The organism is Paludibaculum fermentans (genome assembly GCF_015277775.1).
Taxonomy (GTDB): Bacteria; Acidobacteriota; Terriglobia; order Bryobacterales; family Bryobacteraceae; genus Paludibaculum; species Paludibaculum fermentans.
In genome coordinates this window covers 1,800,550-1,815,374 of the sequence record NZ_CP063849.1, presented here as the reverse complement: position 1 = coordinate 1,815,374, position 14,825 = coordinate 1,800,550, and the positions used below count along the sequence as shown (strand labels likewise).

Genomic DNA, 14,825 nt, shown 5'->3' with positions numbered 1-14,825 from the left:
TCGATCCATTTCAGGAGGCTACGATGCTGTCCAGCGCGGAACGCAAAGAGATCAACCGGAAGTATAAAGAGCAGAAGCCCAACATGGGGATTTTCGCCGTGCGGTGTGCGGCGGGCGGCCTGGTTTGGGTGGGGTCCACCCGAAACCTGGATGCCGCTAAGAACTCGCATTGGTTTGCTTTGGGGCACGGGTCGCATCGGGATCGGGCGCTGCAGGAGGCTTGGAATGGGTACGGGGCGGAGGCGTTTGTTTATGAGGTCCTGGAGAAGCTCGATGAGGATCTGCTGCCGATCGCGGTGGCTGACGTCTTGAAAGAGAAACGGGGTCTGTGGGTCGAGCAGTTGGGGGCTCGGGTGGTGCTGAGCTAGGGGCTGTTGGCTGTTGGAATGGTTGGGGTTGGGGTTCAGTTGGTTGCTGGGTTGGGGCGGGCCCCCGCCTTCGCCTGCGGCTCCGACGGGGGTAAGGCTGGGGGTGGCGGTTCGGGTTGATGCGACCTTGGACTTTTTGGCAGGATGCGGCTCGGTTATTATTGCCGCTTGGCCGGCATGCGGCGGCCGTTCTGGATGAGCGTCAGGCCCGTTGCTTTGCCTTCGGCGTCCAGGTCAAAGACGATTTCCGCCTCGATTACCTTCGGGTAGAAGGTATTGGCGGACTTGGCGAAGATCGGGATCTTGCCTTGACCGGTCGCCTGCGTCATGAGCTGGTCGCCTTCCAGCGTGACGGCCAGGATGAACGTGGGGGCGATTGAGTAGTTACCCACGAACTTCTCCAGCGCCTCATTCGAGAGCTTGAGCTCGGCGGGCTTTTCCGGCACAGGCAGGTCCAGGCCCAGCATCAGTTTCACCAGTTCCTGGGCCAGTTTGTCGGGCTGTCCCGGGATTACGTTGTTCAGCGCGACGACCACCAGATGCTGGCTGGGCACCCGGACGATGCGGGTGTTGAAGCCGTTGATGCCGCCGCTGTGATTGATCTGCTCCACTCCGTCTTCCGTCTTCACGGTCCAGCCATAGGCGTAGTTCTTCCGGATTGGCGTGAAGTAGCGCTTGTAGGCCTCCGTCGACAGGATCTTGTGGGCGGTCAGGGCTTCGTCCCACTTCATGAGGTCGAGTGTCGTGGAGTAGAGCGAACCGGCGGCGTGCGGGATGGACATGTCCAGGAACTTCGCGTTCTGGAGCGTGGTTCCGGTTCGTTCGTAGCCGGCGGCGCGGCGCGGCAACACCGTCACCGTGTCGTCGTAGCCGGTGTCATTCATGCCGAGCGGGGACAGGATGTTCTTGCGGAGGTAGTCCGCGTAACTGCCGCCGGTCACCTTCTCGATGATGTAGCCCAGCAGGACGTAGCCGGAGTTGGAGTAGTTGAAGCTCGAGCCGGGCGCGAAGTCCAATGGCTTGTCGAGGAACTTCTTGAGGGACTCGGCGGGCGGCGAGGCAAGGGTCATCGTCTTCGCGTATTCGGGGAAATTCGTGAAGTTGGGAATGCCTGAGGTGTGCGTGAGTAAGTGATGAATGGTGATGGGCTTCCAGGCATCGGGGCAGGGCGCGACATAGTTGCAGACGGGATCGTCGAGCTTCAGTTTGCCCTGGTCGGAGAGCAGCAGGACCGCCATGGCGGTGAACTGTTTCGTGATGGAGCCCAGGCGGAACTTGGTGTCTGGGGTGACGGGCTCGCTCCATTCGAAATTGGCCATGCCGTAGCCTTTGCTGAGGACGATTTTGCCGTCCTTGGCGACGAGAATCGCCCCGTTGAACCGGTCCTGGCTGGTGTAGCCGCGGATCTGTTCCTCCAGGCGCTGAGGGGTGGCGGGGGTGGCGGTTTGGGCCGCGGCGAGGGCGGCAGAGGCGAGTAATAGGAAGGATCGACGGTACCACATAAGGATCGCTCGTCCCATTGTCGCTACAATCAAAGGAGCCCCAAGTAAATTCACATGCTTAGTCTCCTCGACCGACTGAAACAAGGTATACAGAAGACCCGCACCGGCCTGGTCAGCAAGGTGGAAGACGTTCTTCTCGGCAAGAAAGAGATCGACGCCGATCTGCTGGAAGAGCTCGAATACACGTTGATTTCGGCCGATATCGGGGTGCGGACCGCCAATGAAATCCTGGAAGGGATCCGGCAGCGGGTGGACCGCCACCTGGTGAACGATCCTTCAGAGCTGCGGCAGTTGATCAGCGAGCACCTGCTGGGCGTACTGGAGGCGAGTGACCGGCCGTTGAACTTTGCGGCCGAGGCTCCGACGGTGGTGCTGATGGTAGGGGTGAACGGGTCGGGCAAGACGACGACGACGGGCAAGCTGGCGGCGCGGTTTTCGGGCGAAGGCAAAACCGTACTAATGTGTGCGGCCGATACGTTCCGGGCGGCGGCGATCGAGCAGTTGGAAGTGTGGGGCCAGCGCACGAAGAGCGACATTATCCGGCAGTCGCAGGGCTCCGATCCAAGCGCGGTGGTGTTTGACGCGCTGCACGCGGCGAGGGCGCGCAAGAGCGATGTCCTGCTGGTGGACACGGCGGGGCGGTTGCACACGAAGTCGAATCTCATGGTCGAGCTGGAAAAGATGCGGCGGACAGCGGGCCGGGTGATTGAGGGGGCTCCGCACGAGGTTTGGCTGGTGTTGGACGCGACGACGGGCCAGAACGGGCTGGAGCAGGCGCGCAAGTTCACTGAGTCGGCCGGAGTGACCGGGTTGATCCTGACGAAGTTGGACGGTACCGCGAAGGGCGGCATCGTGGTGGCGATTACACGTGAGCTGAATCTGCCCATCCGCTTCATCGGCGTAGGCGAGCAGGCTGAGGATCTGCTGCCGTTCGAGCCCGAAAAGTTCATCTCCTCGCTGTTTGAGGCATAAGCATGGACTACTTACGAATTGCTCTTGATTTGGCCAAACAAGGCCAAGGCCGGGTGGCTCCGAATCCATCGGTAGGCGCTGTCCTGGTGCGGGATGGCGCTGTTGTGGGGCAGGGCTATCATACCTGGGCGGGCGTGAAGCACGCCGAAGTACTGGCGATTGAAGACGCGGGCGACCAGGCGCGCGGCGCGACGCTCTACATCAACCTGGAGCCGTGCTGCCACATGGGGCGGACGGGGCCGTGCGTGGAGGCGCTGATTGCCGCCGGCGTGAAGAAAGTGGTGGCGATCCAGGAAGACCCGAATCCGCAGGTGGCGGGGCAGGGCTTTGCGCGGCTGCGGGCCGCGGGTGTCGAGGTGGAGATCGAGCCGTCGCTGGCCGAGGAAGCCACCGACCTCAACCTGGCCTTTTTCCACTACATGAAGACGGGCCGGCCGCTGGTGACGCTGAAGTCGGCGTTGACCTTGGACGGGAAGATTGCGGCTCCGGAAGACAACTCCGGGTGGATCACGTCGGAGCGGGCGCGCGCGCATGTGCAGCAGATCCGGCACCTGCATGATGCCATCCTGACGGGGATCGACACGGTGCTTTCCGACGATTGTCTGTTGACGGACCGCAGCGGGTTGGAGCGGTCGCGGCCTTTGCTGCGCATTGTGGTGGATTCGCAGTTGCGCATTCCGCTGACTTCGAAGATGGTGCAGAGCTGTCAGCATGACTTGCTGGTGGTGTCCAGTTCGGTAGCCTCTCCGGCGCGGCGGCATGAGTTGGAGAAGCATGGCGTGGAAGTGCTGGCGGCCGACGGACCGGGCGGGCGCACGGATCTGAAGAAGATCGTGCAGGTGCTGGGTACGCGCAAGTACTTGTCGCTGATGATCGAAGCGGGCAGCAAGGTGAACTGGTCGGCGCTGGAGTATGGCGTGGCGGACCGGATCTTCTTCTACTACGCTCCAAAGATTCTGGGCGGATTGCAGTCGCTGCCGGTAGCGGGCGGGATCGGCAAGCGGCGGCGGGCCGATGCGATCCGGTTCACGGGCACGAAGCTGCACGTGATTCCGCCGGATGAGTTCGCGGTGGAAGCCTGGCTCAAGAAGAGCTGACGCATGTTTACAGGGATCATCGAAGAGCTCGGGATTGTTGAGGCGATTCAGCCGCGATCGACGGGCAGCCGGCTGCGCGTGCGGGCTCCGCTGGTGTGCTCGGATGCAAAAGAGGGCGACAGTATCTGCGTGAGCGGCGTGTGTCTCACCGCTGTGGACCTGAAACCCGGGAGTTTTGGCGCGGATGTGTCGCCGGAGACCTTGACCCGGACGAGCCTGCGGCTGGCCAAGGTGGGCGCTCCGGTGAATCTGGAGCGCGCGCTGCTGCCAACGACACGGCTGGGCGGGCATATCGTGCAAGGGCACGTGGATGGGGTGGGGTCGATTGTTTCCATCGATCTGTTGGGGGATGACAACTGGCTGCTGCGGGTGCGGGCGCCCCAGGAGTTGGACCGGTATCTGGCGTTCAAGGGGTCGGTCGCGATCGACGGGATCAGTTTGACGATTGCCTCGATTGAGAACTGCGAAGTGTCCGTGGCGGTGATTCCCCATACGTACTCGCATACGACGCTGAAGGAGAGGAAGCCGGGGGACCCGGTGAACCTCGAGACGGATGTGCTGGCGAAGTATGTGGAGAAGATGCTGGGGCAGTTGGATGTGAAGCGGTCCACGATTACTCTCGAGGGGCTGCTGGAGCAGGGGTACTGACCGTTCGCCCTGTGCGACCTCAGTACGACTTCGCACCTCCGCCCGTTACTCGTAGCGGAGGGCGTCTACCGGGTCCAGGTTGGCTGCCTTCAACGCGGGCCACGTTCCGAAGAAGAGACCGATGGTTACCGAAACTCCGAAGCCCAGCGTGATCGCCCAACCGGGCACGATCGAGGGCAGGGAAGGCACCAGCTTGCCGATGATCAGCGTCAACAGGACCGAGACCAGGACGCCTAACGCTCCGCCCAGGCCGGTCAGGGTCACCGCTTCCATCAGAAACTGAGCGATGATGTCGCCTTTGCGAGCTCCGATGGCTTTGCGGATGCCGATCTCCTTGGTTCGTTCCGTCACCGAGACCAGCATGATGTTCATGACTCCAATGCCGCCGACGAGCAGGCCGAGGCTGGAGAGAGCGACGGACACGACCACGATCACGCTGAGGATTCCGTCCAGGCGATTGATGATCTGATCGGCGGTGGTGAGGCCGAAGTCATCGTCGGCTCCGGCAGGGGTGCGGCGCACGCGGCGCAGCAACTGGCGGATCTCCTCAAAGGCCTCGTCGCGCATGCCCGGGCGGGCCTGGGCTACGAGGATCAGCCGGTCTTCGGTAGGGAAGCGGGCCCGCGCGGTCTGGTAGGGGATGACGATCTGGGTGTCCTGGCCGTTCTGGCCGAAGAAGCCGCCTTTGGCTTCCGCGAAGACTCCGATGACCGTGTATTCGGTGCCGGCGACGCTGAGAGTGCGGCCGACGGAGCGGCCGTCGGGGAAGAGGGCTTCGGCCACCAGCGGGCCGATGACGCAGATGCGGACTCCGCGCTCCGCCTCCTCGGGTGTGAAGACGCGTCCTTCCTTCACCTCGCGTGGTTGCAGGGTGAAGGCGTTTCCGCTGTAGCCCACCAGGCTGATGTTTTCGGTCTCGAAGCCAGGCACACGGGCGGTGATGAGTCCGCTGGTTTCGGAGGTGACATAGAGCTGGAGGCTGACATCCTCGACGGCCCGCACGCTGAGCTTGATGTACTCGGCGTATTCGGGCAGGATGACGCGGCGCTTCATCTCCTTGAGGGAGCCGGGGGCGCTGGGGTCGCGATTGAAGCGGTTGATAAAGATGTTGTTGGGCCCGAACTCGGCGAAGAAGGTGACAATGCCGGCGCGCAGTCCGCTGGTGAGGCTGCCGACGGTGACCACCGTGGTGATGCCGATGACGATGCCCAGGATGGTGAGGCTGCTGCGGAAGCGGTGGGTCCAGACCGCATCGAGGGCCATGTTGACGTTCTCGCCAAGATGCATGCGTACCATGGCTAGTCGGCCCTCAGTGCTTCCACGGGATCGAGACGGGCGGCGCGGGAGGCGGGGTACCAGCCGGAGAGGATCCCCACTGCGCTGGATACGAAAAGGGACAGGAAGACGTAAGGCCAGGTGACGGCGAGATGGACTCCGGCGATGAGGGAGGCGATGCGGGCGACTCCGGCTCCGATGCCGAGCCCGATGAGGCCGCCGATGGCGGAGAGGAAGACGGCTTCCAGGAGGAACTGGAGCATGAGGTCCGTGCGGCGGGCGCCGAGGGATTTGCGGACGCCGATCTCGCGGGTGCGTTCCGTGACGGAGACGAGCATGATGTTCATGATCACGATGCCGCCGACGACCAGGGAGATGCACGTAATGGGCACGACCACGGCTCCGATCAGGCCCATGATGCGTCCGATGAACTCGCGGATGGAATCGGGCGTAATGGTGTCGAAGTTGTCCGGTTTGCCTGGGCGGGCTTTGAAGCGGGTGCGGAGGGCGACGCGCGAGAGATCGAGGGCCTGTTCCAGGGTGAGGCCGGTTTCCGGGCGGGCTCGCGCGAACAGCAGGATGGACTTCTCGGGTCCGTAGAGGCGGTTGAAGACGGTGGCCGGAATGAAGGCGACGTTGTCCTGCGACTGGCCTCCGGCGCTGCCGATCTTCTCCTGGACGCCAATGATGGTGAACTCGTAACCGCTGATCTTGATGATCTTACCGAGGGGCGAGCGGTCTGGGAAGAACTCGGTGCGGACGTCCTCGCCGATGACGGCGACGGCTATTTTGTTGTGCTCTTCCTGCTCTGTGAAGAAGCGGCCGTCGGTGAGGTTCACCTCGCGGATTTCGGCCAGGTTGGCGGAGACGCCGATGATGGACGTGCTCTCGAGCAGGCGGCTCTCGAAGTGGATGTCTTCGGCGCGCAGGCGGTAGGGGCTATAGAGGACCTGATCTCCGGTGGTCTGGCGGAGGTAAGCGTAGTCGTCCTGGCGGATCTGGTGGTTGTACTTGAGCTTCTCGATGCGTTCGCGGCGCGACATGCGGCCGACCTGGAGGAGTTGCCCGATCTGGTAGCCGTCGCTGCCGAAGACCTTGGAGGTGGTCTCTTCGGCGTAATTGCCGAGTCCTTCGATGGCTGCGCCGACGATGACGACGCTGCTGACTCCGATGATGACCCCGAGGAGAGTCAGGAAACTGCGCAGCTTGTGGGCACGAAGCGAGGCGACAGCCAGGGATGCCGCCGTGGTGACGGTGTAGGTAAATCTCATTGGGTCGGATGTTTCATAGATTATGATTCATCGGCAGAACGGGGGTTGCATAACAGGGTACAATGAAAATGATCTGGTGGCGGTTTTGACCGACCATCAGTGAATAAAAGCAGAAGGCTGTGGAGATTTCCAACAGCCACTAAGCGTTCGGACAACGCCAGCCCCGGGGTGGAGGGGTTCACTCAAGCTGGCCGTTGGTTGCAGCGAAGCTGAGCAGCAAGTGACTCGTAGAAGTCCGGCTTGGATCGCATGGTTGGAGGAGGCTGGCCGTGGGACTTTCACTTCAAAGTCTGCCGCCCCGCATACTGACGGGAGGCTCGGCAGATCAAAGCTGGCAGGCGGATGCCGGCCGCTACCGCATTGAATTCACCGGAAACATCCTAGAAGACCTTCGCTTCGAGACGTCGCGCGCCATGAACGGGTACGCGTGTCTCGGCATGGGCGGAGTTCTGTTGGGACGGCGAAGTGCGGATGGCGACGTGGTGGAGGCCTGGAAGACGATCGCCTGCGATCATTCCCGAGGCCCTGGTTTTCTGCTTTCGGCGCGCGATGAGGCGGCTTTAAGTCCATTTCTGGAAGGCATTTGCGCCGTCCCGGACGAGGGCGGAGAGACACAGTCCCCGCTGCAAATCCTGGGTTGGTTTGTTTCGCACCCGAAGGGCGACCTGGAAGCGACGGACGTGGAGCTGGAGCTTCACAGCCACTATTGGCTGGGCCAGGGTTTCCTGATGATTGTGCGGCCCGACCGGTTAGGCGACGCAGAAGTGCAGATCTACCTGCCCTCGAGCGAAACGCCCGGACAGATGGATGCGGTGGAGCCGCAGTTGATCATCGAGCCGCAGCCGATCGCCAAGCGCGACCTGGGCCAGCGGCGCCAGAAGAAGACACTCGAGGCTCCGGCGGTTTTGGCTGCCCTGAGTGGTCAGCAGTTGGAACCGGCCAGGCTGCAGCCCGAAAACAGCGAGCAGCCGTCCGAGCCAGTCGAGCCGCAGGTTGCGCAAAACGCGCAGGAAGCCGCTCAACCGGCTGAGGCCGAGACCCCGCGCAGGGCGCCTAATCCCCGGGCGATCCCCTACTTACTGGCCTTCTCGGTCGTGCTCATGGGCTTGGGCGTGGCTGGATTTATGATGATTGTCCGGCCTCGGACGCCTGCCATGAAGGTTGTCTCGGTGAAGGCTGATCCGCCGATGGAGATGCTTTCGCTGCACGCGACGCACCATGATGGCGAATTTGTCATCACCTGGAATGGGACCTCTGCCTCTGTACGGTACGCAAGCGGGGCCTCGTTGGAGCTGCACACGAACGGCAAGGTTGTCGTCCTCCCGCTGTCCCGCAAGGAAATGCTCTCCGGGGAGTTCCGGTTCAAGCAGAAGCAGGGGACCGCGGGGATGCTGGCCAAGCTGGTGCTGCAGGGCGAAGGCGGCGGCAGCTTCGACGAGACGACAGAGATCGCCGGTGCCGGTGTCGCGGTTGCCTCCATGCTGCCGGTGACACCAGAGATGGTGCCTCCCGCCCGCAAGCAAAAAAACTAACTCAGTCAAGAATCGTTTTTCATCTTCTCTTACGTGGACGGAATATCTTTCGTCCAGGAGAACTTTGCGGCGGATATGCGGTATTGCGGATATTCACTCCGCAACATTAGTGTGCAAACGGCACATCCGTTATATCGGGCGCGCTAGTTTTCCTATTCGACTCCGATCTCGAAAAGAGGACTTGGCATGAAGCGATTTCTGTCTGTATTTGGGCTGCTGGCTGTCTCGGCGTTCGCCGCGCAGGCGGCCGATATTGTCGATACCGCGGTGAGCGCGGGCAGTTTCAAGACTTTGGTGGCCGCGGTGAAGGCTGCGGGCCTGGTGGAGACCTTGAAGAGCCCCGGACCGTTCACGGTGTTCGCACCGACGGATGAGGCCTTTGCCAAGCTGCCGGCGGGCACGGTGGAGGGGCTGCTGAAGGATCCGGAGAAGCTGAAGAAAATCCTCACCTACCATGTGGTGGCCGGCAAGGTCATGGCGGCGGATGTGGTCAAGCTGAAAAGCGCCAAAACCGTGGAAGGCGAAAACGTCAAAATCACGGTGGCCGGCTCGAAGGTGATGGTCAACCAGGCGAATGTGGTGAAGACAGATATTGCCTGCGACAATGGCGTGATTCACGTGATCGACACCGTGATTATGCCGAAGAAGTAGACCGGGTCCGCCGTTCCATCGGGCGCCCATGGGGGCACCCACTCCACCTCACGTTGCCATCTGATGGCGATTGAATGACAGGCCCGGGGTATGCCCACCCGGGCCTATTTGTTCACATCAGGGTATGGGCTCATGTCGTATGATGTTGCTGTACAAACCTCTCGCAAGGTGGCACAACCGATGTTCAAAACGATTTTTACACTGACCTCACTGTTGGTGCTGAGTCTGAATGCTTTCGCGGCCGGCGTCACCGGCACCTGGAAGATGTCCGCTCAGGCGCCGGACGGCAATACTCACAAGTTCGATTTGGTGATCAAGGAAGCTGGCGGCAAGTTTGATGGCTCGCTGGTGTCGGAGCAGGGTACGCTGCCATTGCAGGACCTGGCTGTGACCAGCGAAGATGTTGCCTTCAAGATCACGATGGATTTTGGCCAGATCGCGTTCAAGCTGAAGCAGGACGGCGATGCGTTGAAGGGCAACCTGGTGTTGCCGGACGGCAGCACGGGCCCGGTGACCGGCAGCCGTGACGGTGCGTCGGCGGCCCCGCCGCCACTCCGACCGCGGCCAGCGACGCCACCGGCAAGTGGAAGATCGTTTCCAAGGATGCCGAGGGCCGCGAGATGAAGAGCACGCTGGACCTGAAGCAGGACGGCTCCAAGCTGACCGGCAACATCATCCTCGAGAGCGGCGACGAAGCTCCGATCTCCGACGGTACGGTGGACGCCGGCGCGTTCTCGTTTAAGATCCCAACGGGCGAAGGTTCGTTCTCGGTGAGCGGCAAGATCGAGGGCACGGCGGTGAAGGGCACGTTCCAGACGCCGAACGGCACGAAGGGCTCTTTCAGCGGCTCCAAGTAGACAATCTCTATCTCTTCTCCCTACGGCCCAGCCCCGGAAGCAGTTTCCGAGGCTGGGCCGTTTTGCTCTCCTTGCCAGTCTGGTAAAGTATTCAAACGAAGAGGAGCTTACCGGATGTCCAATCCAATCACCCGCCGTGTTTTTGTTTCCGCCCTGGCGGCGGCGCCCGCCGTGCTGGCCGGCGATAAATCGGGCCTGAAGAGGCCCATGACGGGCAATGGCGCGTACATGTTCGAGGTGATCCACGACTGGGGCGAGCTGCCGCGGACGATCAAGTACGGGAACACGCACGGTGTAGGCGTCGATTCGCAGGGACATGTGTATGTGCACCACACGGTGCATGCGACCTCTGAGTCGGAGGACACGATGGTGGTCTTCGACAAGAAGGGTAAGTTCGTGCGGAGCTGGGGCAAGGAGTTCAAGGGCGGAGCGCACGGCCTGACGCTGCGTAAGGAAGGCCGCGACGAGTTCCTCTACCTCTGCGATACCAAGCGCGCCCTGGTGGGCAAGTACACGCTGAAGGGCGACAAGGTGTGGGAGACGGGCTATCCGTCGGAGTCGCCGGGCTACAAGCCGGGGGCGGACGGGAAGAAGCAGAAGTTCAGCCCGACCAACCTGGCGGTGGCGCCCAACGGGGACGTGTATGTAGGCGACGGGTACGGGTCGAGCTACATCAACGTGTACAACGCGAAGGGCGAGTGGAAGTTCTCGTTCGGCGGCAAGGGCAAGGCGGCGGGGCAGCTGGATTGCCCGCACGGCATCGCCTTTGACCACCAGGCGAAGGAGCCGCGGATTCTGGTGGCGGATCGCAGCAACCGGCGGCTGCAGTACTTCTCGCTGGACGGCAAGCACCTGGGTTTCGGCGGCGAGGGCGACGTGAAGATGCCCTGCCACTTCGACCAGCGCAAGGGCCTGCTGCTGGTGCCGGACCTGGAAGCGCGCGTCACGCTGATGGACACCAGCTACAAGGCGGTGGCGCAGTTGGGCGAGGACGATACGAACACCTGGAGCAAACTGCGCAAGGAGCCGCGCGACAAATTCATCCCCGGCAAGTTCATCTGTCCGCATTCGGCGTGCTTCGACAGAGACGGGAACATTTTTGTGGTCGAATGGGTTGAGGTCGGCCGGGTCACGAAGCTGCGGCGAGTGGCTTAGGGCGGGCCTGCAACTCAAACATGGATCCGATCACAATCCGGTTGGCCGATCCGGCCGACGCAGAATTCCTGGTGCGCGGCAACGCGACGATGGCGCTGGAGACCGAGCATCTGTCGCTGGATCTCGACCGCCTGCGCGATGGCGTCCACGCGCTGTTTGAAGATACTTCGCGCGGGGTCTACTACTTGGCGGAAGTGAAGGGCCGGCGGGTGGGCCAGATGATGATCACCTACGAGTGGTCGGACTGGCGCAACGGCATGTTCTGGTGGATCCAGAGCGTGTGGGTGGAGCCCGAGTTCCGCGGACAGGGCATCTTCAAGGCGCTGTATGCGCATGTGGAGCAACTGGCGCGCGCCGATGCCGGAGTGTGCGGGCTGCGGCTCTATGTCGAGCAGGACAACGAGCGGGCGCAGGGTACCTATGTCCGCTGCGGCATGAAACGTACGGCGTATCAGATGTTCGAAGCGGACTTTGTGTTGAACCGCACGGAGTAGCTGGCGGCGGCATGGAGATCATTCAGCACTGGATCACGCAATACGGCTATTTCGGCATCGCAGCCCTGCTGGCGCTGGGCATTGTGGGCTTGCCGATTCCCGACGAAACCCTACTGACGTTCGCCGGCTACCTGATCTTTAAGGGCGAACTGAAGGCGCTGCCCACCGGGCTGGCTGCACTGGCCGGCAGTATGTCCGGGATCACGATCAGCTACGTCCTGGGCCGGACGACCGGGTATCCGCTGCTGCACAAGTATGGACGCTATGTCAGGATCTCGCAGAAGGAGATCGACAAGGTCCACGACTTCTACCACCGGACGGGCGGGCTGGCGCTCACCTTCGGCTACTTCATCGCCGGCGTGCGCCACCTGACGGCGTATGTCGCTGGAGCCTCGAAGCTGGAGTGGCCGATTTTCGCAGCCTTTGCCTACGGCGGAGCGCTGCTGTGGGCGAGCACCTTCCTGACGCTGGGCTACCTGTTGGGCGAACGCTGGGGCACGATTCTGGAGGCCGCGCATCGCTTTGGGCTGGTGGCCGGTCTCGTATTGGGTGCGGCAGCCGCGGGTTACGGCTGGTGGTGGTGGCGGCGCAGGTCCCGAGCCAGGGCTAACGACGGGCCAACCACTTGATGATGGCCTCGGCCTGAGTCAGTGCGACGTAGTGGCCGGCGTTCTTGACGGGGACGAACTCGGCGCCCGGAATGACGCCCGCCAGGTATTCCGCGTTCTTGATGGAAGCGATGCGGTCCTGTTCTCCGTGCCAGATTCGCACCGGAACCCGGATGGATTCATATTCGAAGCCCCAGTCGCGGCTCATCAGGAGCATGTCGTGAACCAGGCCGGAGGTGCCCTGGCGGAACGCTTCGGCGCGATCGGCCATCATTATCTCCACCATTTCCTCCTGTCTGAGCGCCTTGGCATCGGAGGGCACTTCTTCCGCGGCGCGATCCAACTCGAACTGGCGTGGATTCAACTGCCGGCGCGCGTCCAGTTGTTGCAGGCGGCGGCCCATGAGGCCGGGCATCCAGCCGGCGAGGCGGACCTGGAACATCCAGCCGCGTGGGGCTTCCAGGCGCAGTTCCTCGACATCCATGACGGTGATGGGGGCGGCGATGGCTACGAGGTCGACGCGGTCCGGCAGGCGGGCGGCGATGGCCAGGGCAAGGGGCGCGCCGGCCGACCAGCCGAGGACACTGAACTTTGGCGCCCCCAATTGTTCAGCGAGTTCACCGGCGTCGATGGCCCAATCCGCGTAATTGCCGACATCATCGATCGGAGATAGGCCAACGCCGGGCCGGTCGATGCCGATCCAGCGGATGCCGAAGCGCCGCAGCAGTTGCTCGTTGGCGATCATCTCCAGGCGGGAGCCCAGGAAGCCGTGGAAGTAAAAGACCGGGCGGCCGCCTGGGTCGCCGCGTTCGACAACGCCGACGCGGCGTCCGTCGTGCAGCACGATTGTCCGGCCCGGGGCGCCGGTGTCGCGCGGTTCAACTTGCCGGCTGGGTCCGATGAGGTACCAGGCGCCGGCCGCCACGACTGCAGCGGCAACCGGCAATGCCACCCAACGAAGTCTCATGCGTGCTTCAATACCTCGCGAGCGCAATTGTAGCCGGGCGCGCCCATGACTCCGCCGCCGGGATGGGCGCCGGAGCCACACAAATACAGCCCAGGGACCGGCGTCCGATATCGGGCCCACCCCGCCACGGGACGCATGACGAACATCTGTTCAAAGCTCATTTCACCATGAAAGATATTACCTCCAGTGAGACCGAAGCGGCGCTCCAGGTCGAGCGGAGTAAGTACCTGCATGTCTACGACGACATCGCGGATGTTGGGGCAGTACTCGGCGATGAGGTCGAGGACGTGGCTGCCGTAAGGCTCGCGCAAGTCGTCCCAGGATGTTGAGCCGCTGCCGTCGTCGAAGCCGCCGCGCGTAGCCGTGGGCGGCTGCAGCGTATCAGGAGAGTACTGCAGGAACGCGCCCATCACGTGATGGCCGGCCGGCGCCAGCGATGGGTCGTACACCGTCGGGATGGTGAGTTCGATCAGCGGCCGCTGCGATGGGCGGCCATATTTGGCGTCGTCCCACGCGCGCTCCACATATTCGATGGAAGGGCAGATGTGCATGGTGGCGCCATGCAGGGGGAGCGGCGCTCCGGGATAGCCGGTGAACTGGGGCAGGCCGCGCAAGGCGAAGTTGATCTTGAGAGAGGTTCCTTCGCAGCGGAATTGCCGGATGGAGGCGGTGAAATCGGGGGGCAGGAGCGCGGGATCGAGGAGTTCGAGAAAGGTTCTCTTGGGATCGAGGTTGGATGCAACCACGGGCGCCTGGCACTCGTCACCACTATGGAGCACGACGCCCCGGGCTTTCCCGTACCGGACAATAATCTGCGCCACCGGTGCGTCAGTTAGGATCGTTGCGCCGTGCTCCTTTGCCGAAGCGGCGAGGGCCGATGCAACAGCGCCCATGCCGCCGCGCACGAAGCCCCACAGGCCGCGCTGGCCGGCCACGCCGCCCATGCAGTGGTGCAGCAGGATGTATGCCGTGCCGGGCGAGCGAGGGCCGCCGTTGGCGCCGATCACCCCGTCTGTCGCGAGCGTGACCTTTACCTCGGGCGATTCGAACCACTCATCCAGGAAGTCGCTGGCGCTCATCGAGAAGATCTTCACCCGGCCCGTCATTTCAGCGGTGCTGAGGCCGCGGATCCAGCCGGCCAGGCGCAGCCATTCCAGCAGCGCGCCCAACCCGCCTGGCGGGAATGGCGGCGGCGTGGTGAACAGGCGGCTTTCGGCCACCTGGGCCAGCTTCTCCAGGTGGGCCTCGTAGGCGGGGAACCTCCGGGCATCGTGTGTTGAGAATCTGACGATTTCGTCGAGGGTCTTCCGGCCATCCTGCCTGCCGGCTTTCCCCAGGTATGCCGCGCAGGTGAGGCCGTTGTGGCCTGCGCCAATCACGATCGCATCGAATTGGCCCGAGTGCATTGCTGTGAGACTACCAACGCGG

16 protein-coding genes are annotated in these 14,825 nt (G+C 62.8%); 11 read left to right on the top strand and 5 right to left on the bottom strand.

All coding sequences use genetic code 11. The features are described from left to right. Window positions 1–23 precede the first annotated feature (23 nt). Entirely contained in the window at window positions 24–368 is a 345-nt protein-coding gene (locus tag IRI77_RS07215; protein WP_194451395.1) for a GIY-YIG nuclease family protein, read from the top strand. 158 nt (window positions 369–526) lie between these two features. Here IRI77_RS07215 and IRI77_RS07210 read toward each other — a convergent pair whose 3' ends face one another. Continuing rightward, a complete protein-coding gene (locus IRI77_RS07210; RefSeq protein WP_194451394.1) occupies window positions 527–1,870 on the bottom strand; it encodes a serine hydrolase in 1,344 nt (447 codons plus the stop codon). A 54-nt stretch (window positions 1,871–1,924) separates the two neighbouring features. On the opposite strand from IRI77_RS07210, the gene ftsY reads away from it, so the two are divergent. Genes ftsY through IRI77_RS07195 form a run of 3 tightly spaced genes read left to right on the top strand, consistent with a single transcriptional unit; the run spans window position 1,925 to window position 4,587 of the window. Then, complete coding sequence (gene ftsY / locus IRI77_RS07205) at window positions 1,925–2,842, top strand: signal recognition particle-docking protein FtsY (RefSeq protein WP_194451393.1); 918 nt, start codon at window positions 1,925–1,927, stop codon at window positions 2,840–2,842. 2 nt (window positions 2,843–2,844) lie between these two features. Continuing rightward, complete coding sequence (gene ribD / locus IRI77_RS07200) at window positions 2,845–3,939, top strand: bifunctional diaminohydroxyphosphoribosylaminopyrimidine deaminase/5-amino-6-(5-phosphoribosylamino)uracil reductase RibD (RefSeq protein ID WP_228486637.1); 1,095 nt, start codon at window positions 2,845–2,847, stop codon at window positions 3,937–3,939. 3 nt (window positions 3,940–3,942) lie between these two features. Next, a complete protein-coding gene (locus IRI77_RS07195; RefSeq protein WP_194451392.1) occupies window positions 3,943–4,587 on the top strand; it encodes a riboflavin synthase in 645 nt (214 codons plus the stop codon). 45 nt (window positions 4,588–4,632) lie between these two features. Here IRI77_RS07195 and IRI77_RS07190 read toward each other — a convergent pair whose 3' ends face one another. Further along, entirely contained in the window at window positions 4,633–5,883 is a 1,251-nt protein-coding gene (locus IRI77_RS07190; protein ID WP_194451391.1) for an ABC transporter permease, read from the bottom strand. Between the two features lie 2 nt (window positions 5,884–5,885). Further along, window positions 5,886–7,133, bottom strand: a complete 1,248-nt coding sequence (locus tag IRI77_RS07185) for an ABC transporter permease (RefSeq protein ID WP_194451390.1) — start codon at window positions 7,131–7,133, stop codon at window positions 5,886–5,888. Window positions 7,134–7,402: 269 nt separating this feature from the next. Between IRI77_RS07185 and IRI77_RS07180 the strand changes: the two genes are divergently transcribed. The 7 genes from IRI77_RS07180 to IRI77_RS07150 all read left to right on the top strand — a co-directional run bounded on the left by IRI77_RS07180 (window position 7,403) and on the right by IRI77_RS07150 (window position 12,451). Next, on the top strand, window positions 7,403–8,665 hold the full coding sequence (locus IRI77_RS07180) for a hypothetical protein (protein WP_194451389.1): 1,263 nt from the start codon (window positions 7,403–7,405) through the stop codon (window positions 8,663–8,665). Between the two features lie 186 nt (window positions 8,666–8,851). Next, window positions 8,852–9,316: a fasciclin domain-containing protein gene (locus IRI77_RS07175; protein WP_194451388.1), complete on the top strand. Its 465-nt coding sequence runs from the start codon at window positions 8,852–8,854 to the stop codon at window positions 9,314–9,316. 132 nt (window positions 9,317–9,448) lie between these two features. Next, window positions 9,449–9,940, top strand: a complete 492-nt coding sequence (locus IRI77_RS07170; protein WP_194451387.1) for a hypothetical protein — start codon at window positions 9,449–9,451, stop codon at window positions 9,938–9,940. Further along, a complete protein-coding gene (locus tag IRI77_RS07165) occupies window positions 9,937–10,173 on the top strand; it encodes a hypothetical protein (protein WP_194451386.1) in 237 nt (78 codons plus the stop codon). The genes IRI77_RS07170 and IRI77_RS07165 overlap by 4 nt, the downstream gene beginning before the upstream one ends. Before the next feature lie 114 nt (window positions 10,174–10,287). Further along, on the top strand, window positions 10,288–11,328 hold the full coding sequence (locus IRI77_RS07160; RefSeq protein ID WP_194451385.1) for an NHL repeat-containing protein: 1,041 nt from the start codon (window positions 10,288–10,290) through the stop codon (window positions 11,326–11,328). 20 nt (window positions 11,329–11,348) lie between these two features. Continuing rightward, complete coding sequence (locus tag IRI77_RS07155) at window positions 11,349–11,822, top strand: GNAT family N-acetyltransferase (protein ID WP_194451384.1); 474 nt, start codon at window positions 11,349–11,351, stop codon at window positions 11,820–11,822. An 11-nt stretch (window positions 11,823–11,833) separates the two neighbouring features. Beyond that, window positions 11,834–12,451: a DedA family protein gene (locus IRI77_RS07150; RefSeq protein ID WP_194451383.1), complete on the top strand. Its 618-nt coding sequence runs from the start codon at window positions 11,834–11,836 to the stop codon at window positions 12,449–12,451. Here the strand turns inward: IRI77_RS07150 and IRI77_RS07145 are convergent. Continuing rightward, window positions 12,429–13,397, bottom strand: a complete 969-nt coding sequence (locus IRI77_RS07145; protein WP_194451382.1) for an alpha/beta fold hydrolase — start codon at window positions 13,395–13,397, stop codon at window positions 12,429–12,431. The genes IRI77_RS07150 and IRI77_RS07145 overlap by 23 nt on opposite strands. After that, the gene (locus IRI77_RS07140; RefSeq protein WP_194451381.1) at window positions 13,394–14,803 is read right to left on the bottom strand and encodes a phytoene desaturase family protein; all 1,410 of its coding nucleotides are present in this window, start codon (window positions 14,801–14,803) and stop codon (window positions 13,394–13,396) included. The genes IRI77_RS07145 and IRI77_RS07140 overlap by 4 nt, the downstream gene beginning before the upstream one ends. Window positions 14,804–14,825: the final 22 nt, after the last annotated feature.

What these genes read in the sequence shown, in the direction of transcription:
- IRI77_RS07215 (WP_194451395.1), top strand. Translation starts at nt 24, where the DNA reads ATGCTGTCCAGCGCGGAACGCAAAGAGATCAACCGGAAGTATAAAGAG.
- IRI77_RS07210 (WP_194451394.1), bottom strand. Translation starts at nt 1,870, where the DNA reads ATGTGGTACCGTCGATCCTTCCTATTACTCGCCTCTGCCGCCCTCGCC.
- ftsY (WP_194451393.1), top strand. Translation starts at nt 1,925, where the DNA reads ATGCTTAGTCTCCTCGACCGACTGAAACAAGGTATACAGAAGACCCGC.
- ribD (WP_228486637.1), top strand. Translation starts at nt 2,845, where the DNA reads ATGGACTACTTACGAATTGCTCTTGATTTGGCCAAACAAGGCCAAGGC.
- IRI77_RS07195 (WP_194451392.1), top strand. Translation starts at nt 3,943, where the DNA reads ATGTTTACAGGGATCATCGAAGAGCTCGGGATTGTTGAGGCGATTCAG.
- IRI77_RS07190 (WP_194451391.1), bottom strand. Translation starts at nt 5,883, where the DNA reads ATGGTACGCATGCATCTTGGCGAGAACGTCAACATGGCCCTCGATGCG.
- IRI77_RS07185 (WP_194451390.1), bottom strand. Translation starts at nt 7,133, where the DNA reads ATGAGATTTACCTACACCGTCACCACGGCGGCATCCCTGGCTGTCGCC.
- IRI77_RS07175 (WP_194451388.1), top strand. Translation starts at nt 8,852, where the DNA reads ATGAAGCGATTTCTGTCTGTATTTGGGCTGCTGGCTGTCTCGGCGTTC.
- IRI77_RS07170 (WP_194451387.1), top strand. Translation starts at nt 9,449, where the DNA reads ATGTCGTATGATGTTGCTGTACAAACCTCTCGCAAGGTGGCACAACCG.
- IRI77_RS07165 (WP_194451386.1), top strand. Translation starts at nt 9,937, where the DNA reads ATGAAGAGCACGCTGGACCTGAAGCAGGACGGCTCCAAGCTGACCGGC.
- IRI77_RS07160 (WP_194451385.1), top strand. Translation starts at nt 10,288, where the DNA reads ATGTCCAATCCAATCACCCGCCGTGTTTTTGTTTCCGCCCTGGCGGCG.
- IRI77_RS07155 (WP_194451384.1), top strand. Translation starts at nt 11,349, where the DNA reads ATGGATCCGATCACAATCCGGTTGGCCGATCCGGCCGACGCAGAATTC.
- IRI77_RS07150 (WP_194451383.1), top strand. Translation starts at nt 11,834, where the DNA reads ATGGAGATCATTCAGCACTGGATCACGCAATACGGCTATTTCGGCATC.
- IRI77_RS07145 (WP_194451382.1), bottom strand. Translation starts at nt 13,397, where the DNA reads ATGAGACTTCGTTGGGTGGCATTGCCGGTTGCCGCTGCAGTCGTGGCG.
- IRI77_RS07140 (WP_194451381.1), bottom strand. Translation starts at nt 14,803, where the DNA reads ATGCACTCGGGCCAATTCGATGCGATCGTGATTGGCGCAGGCCACAAC.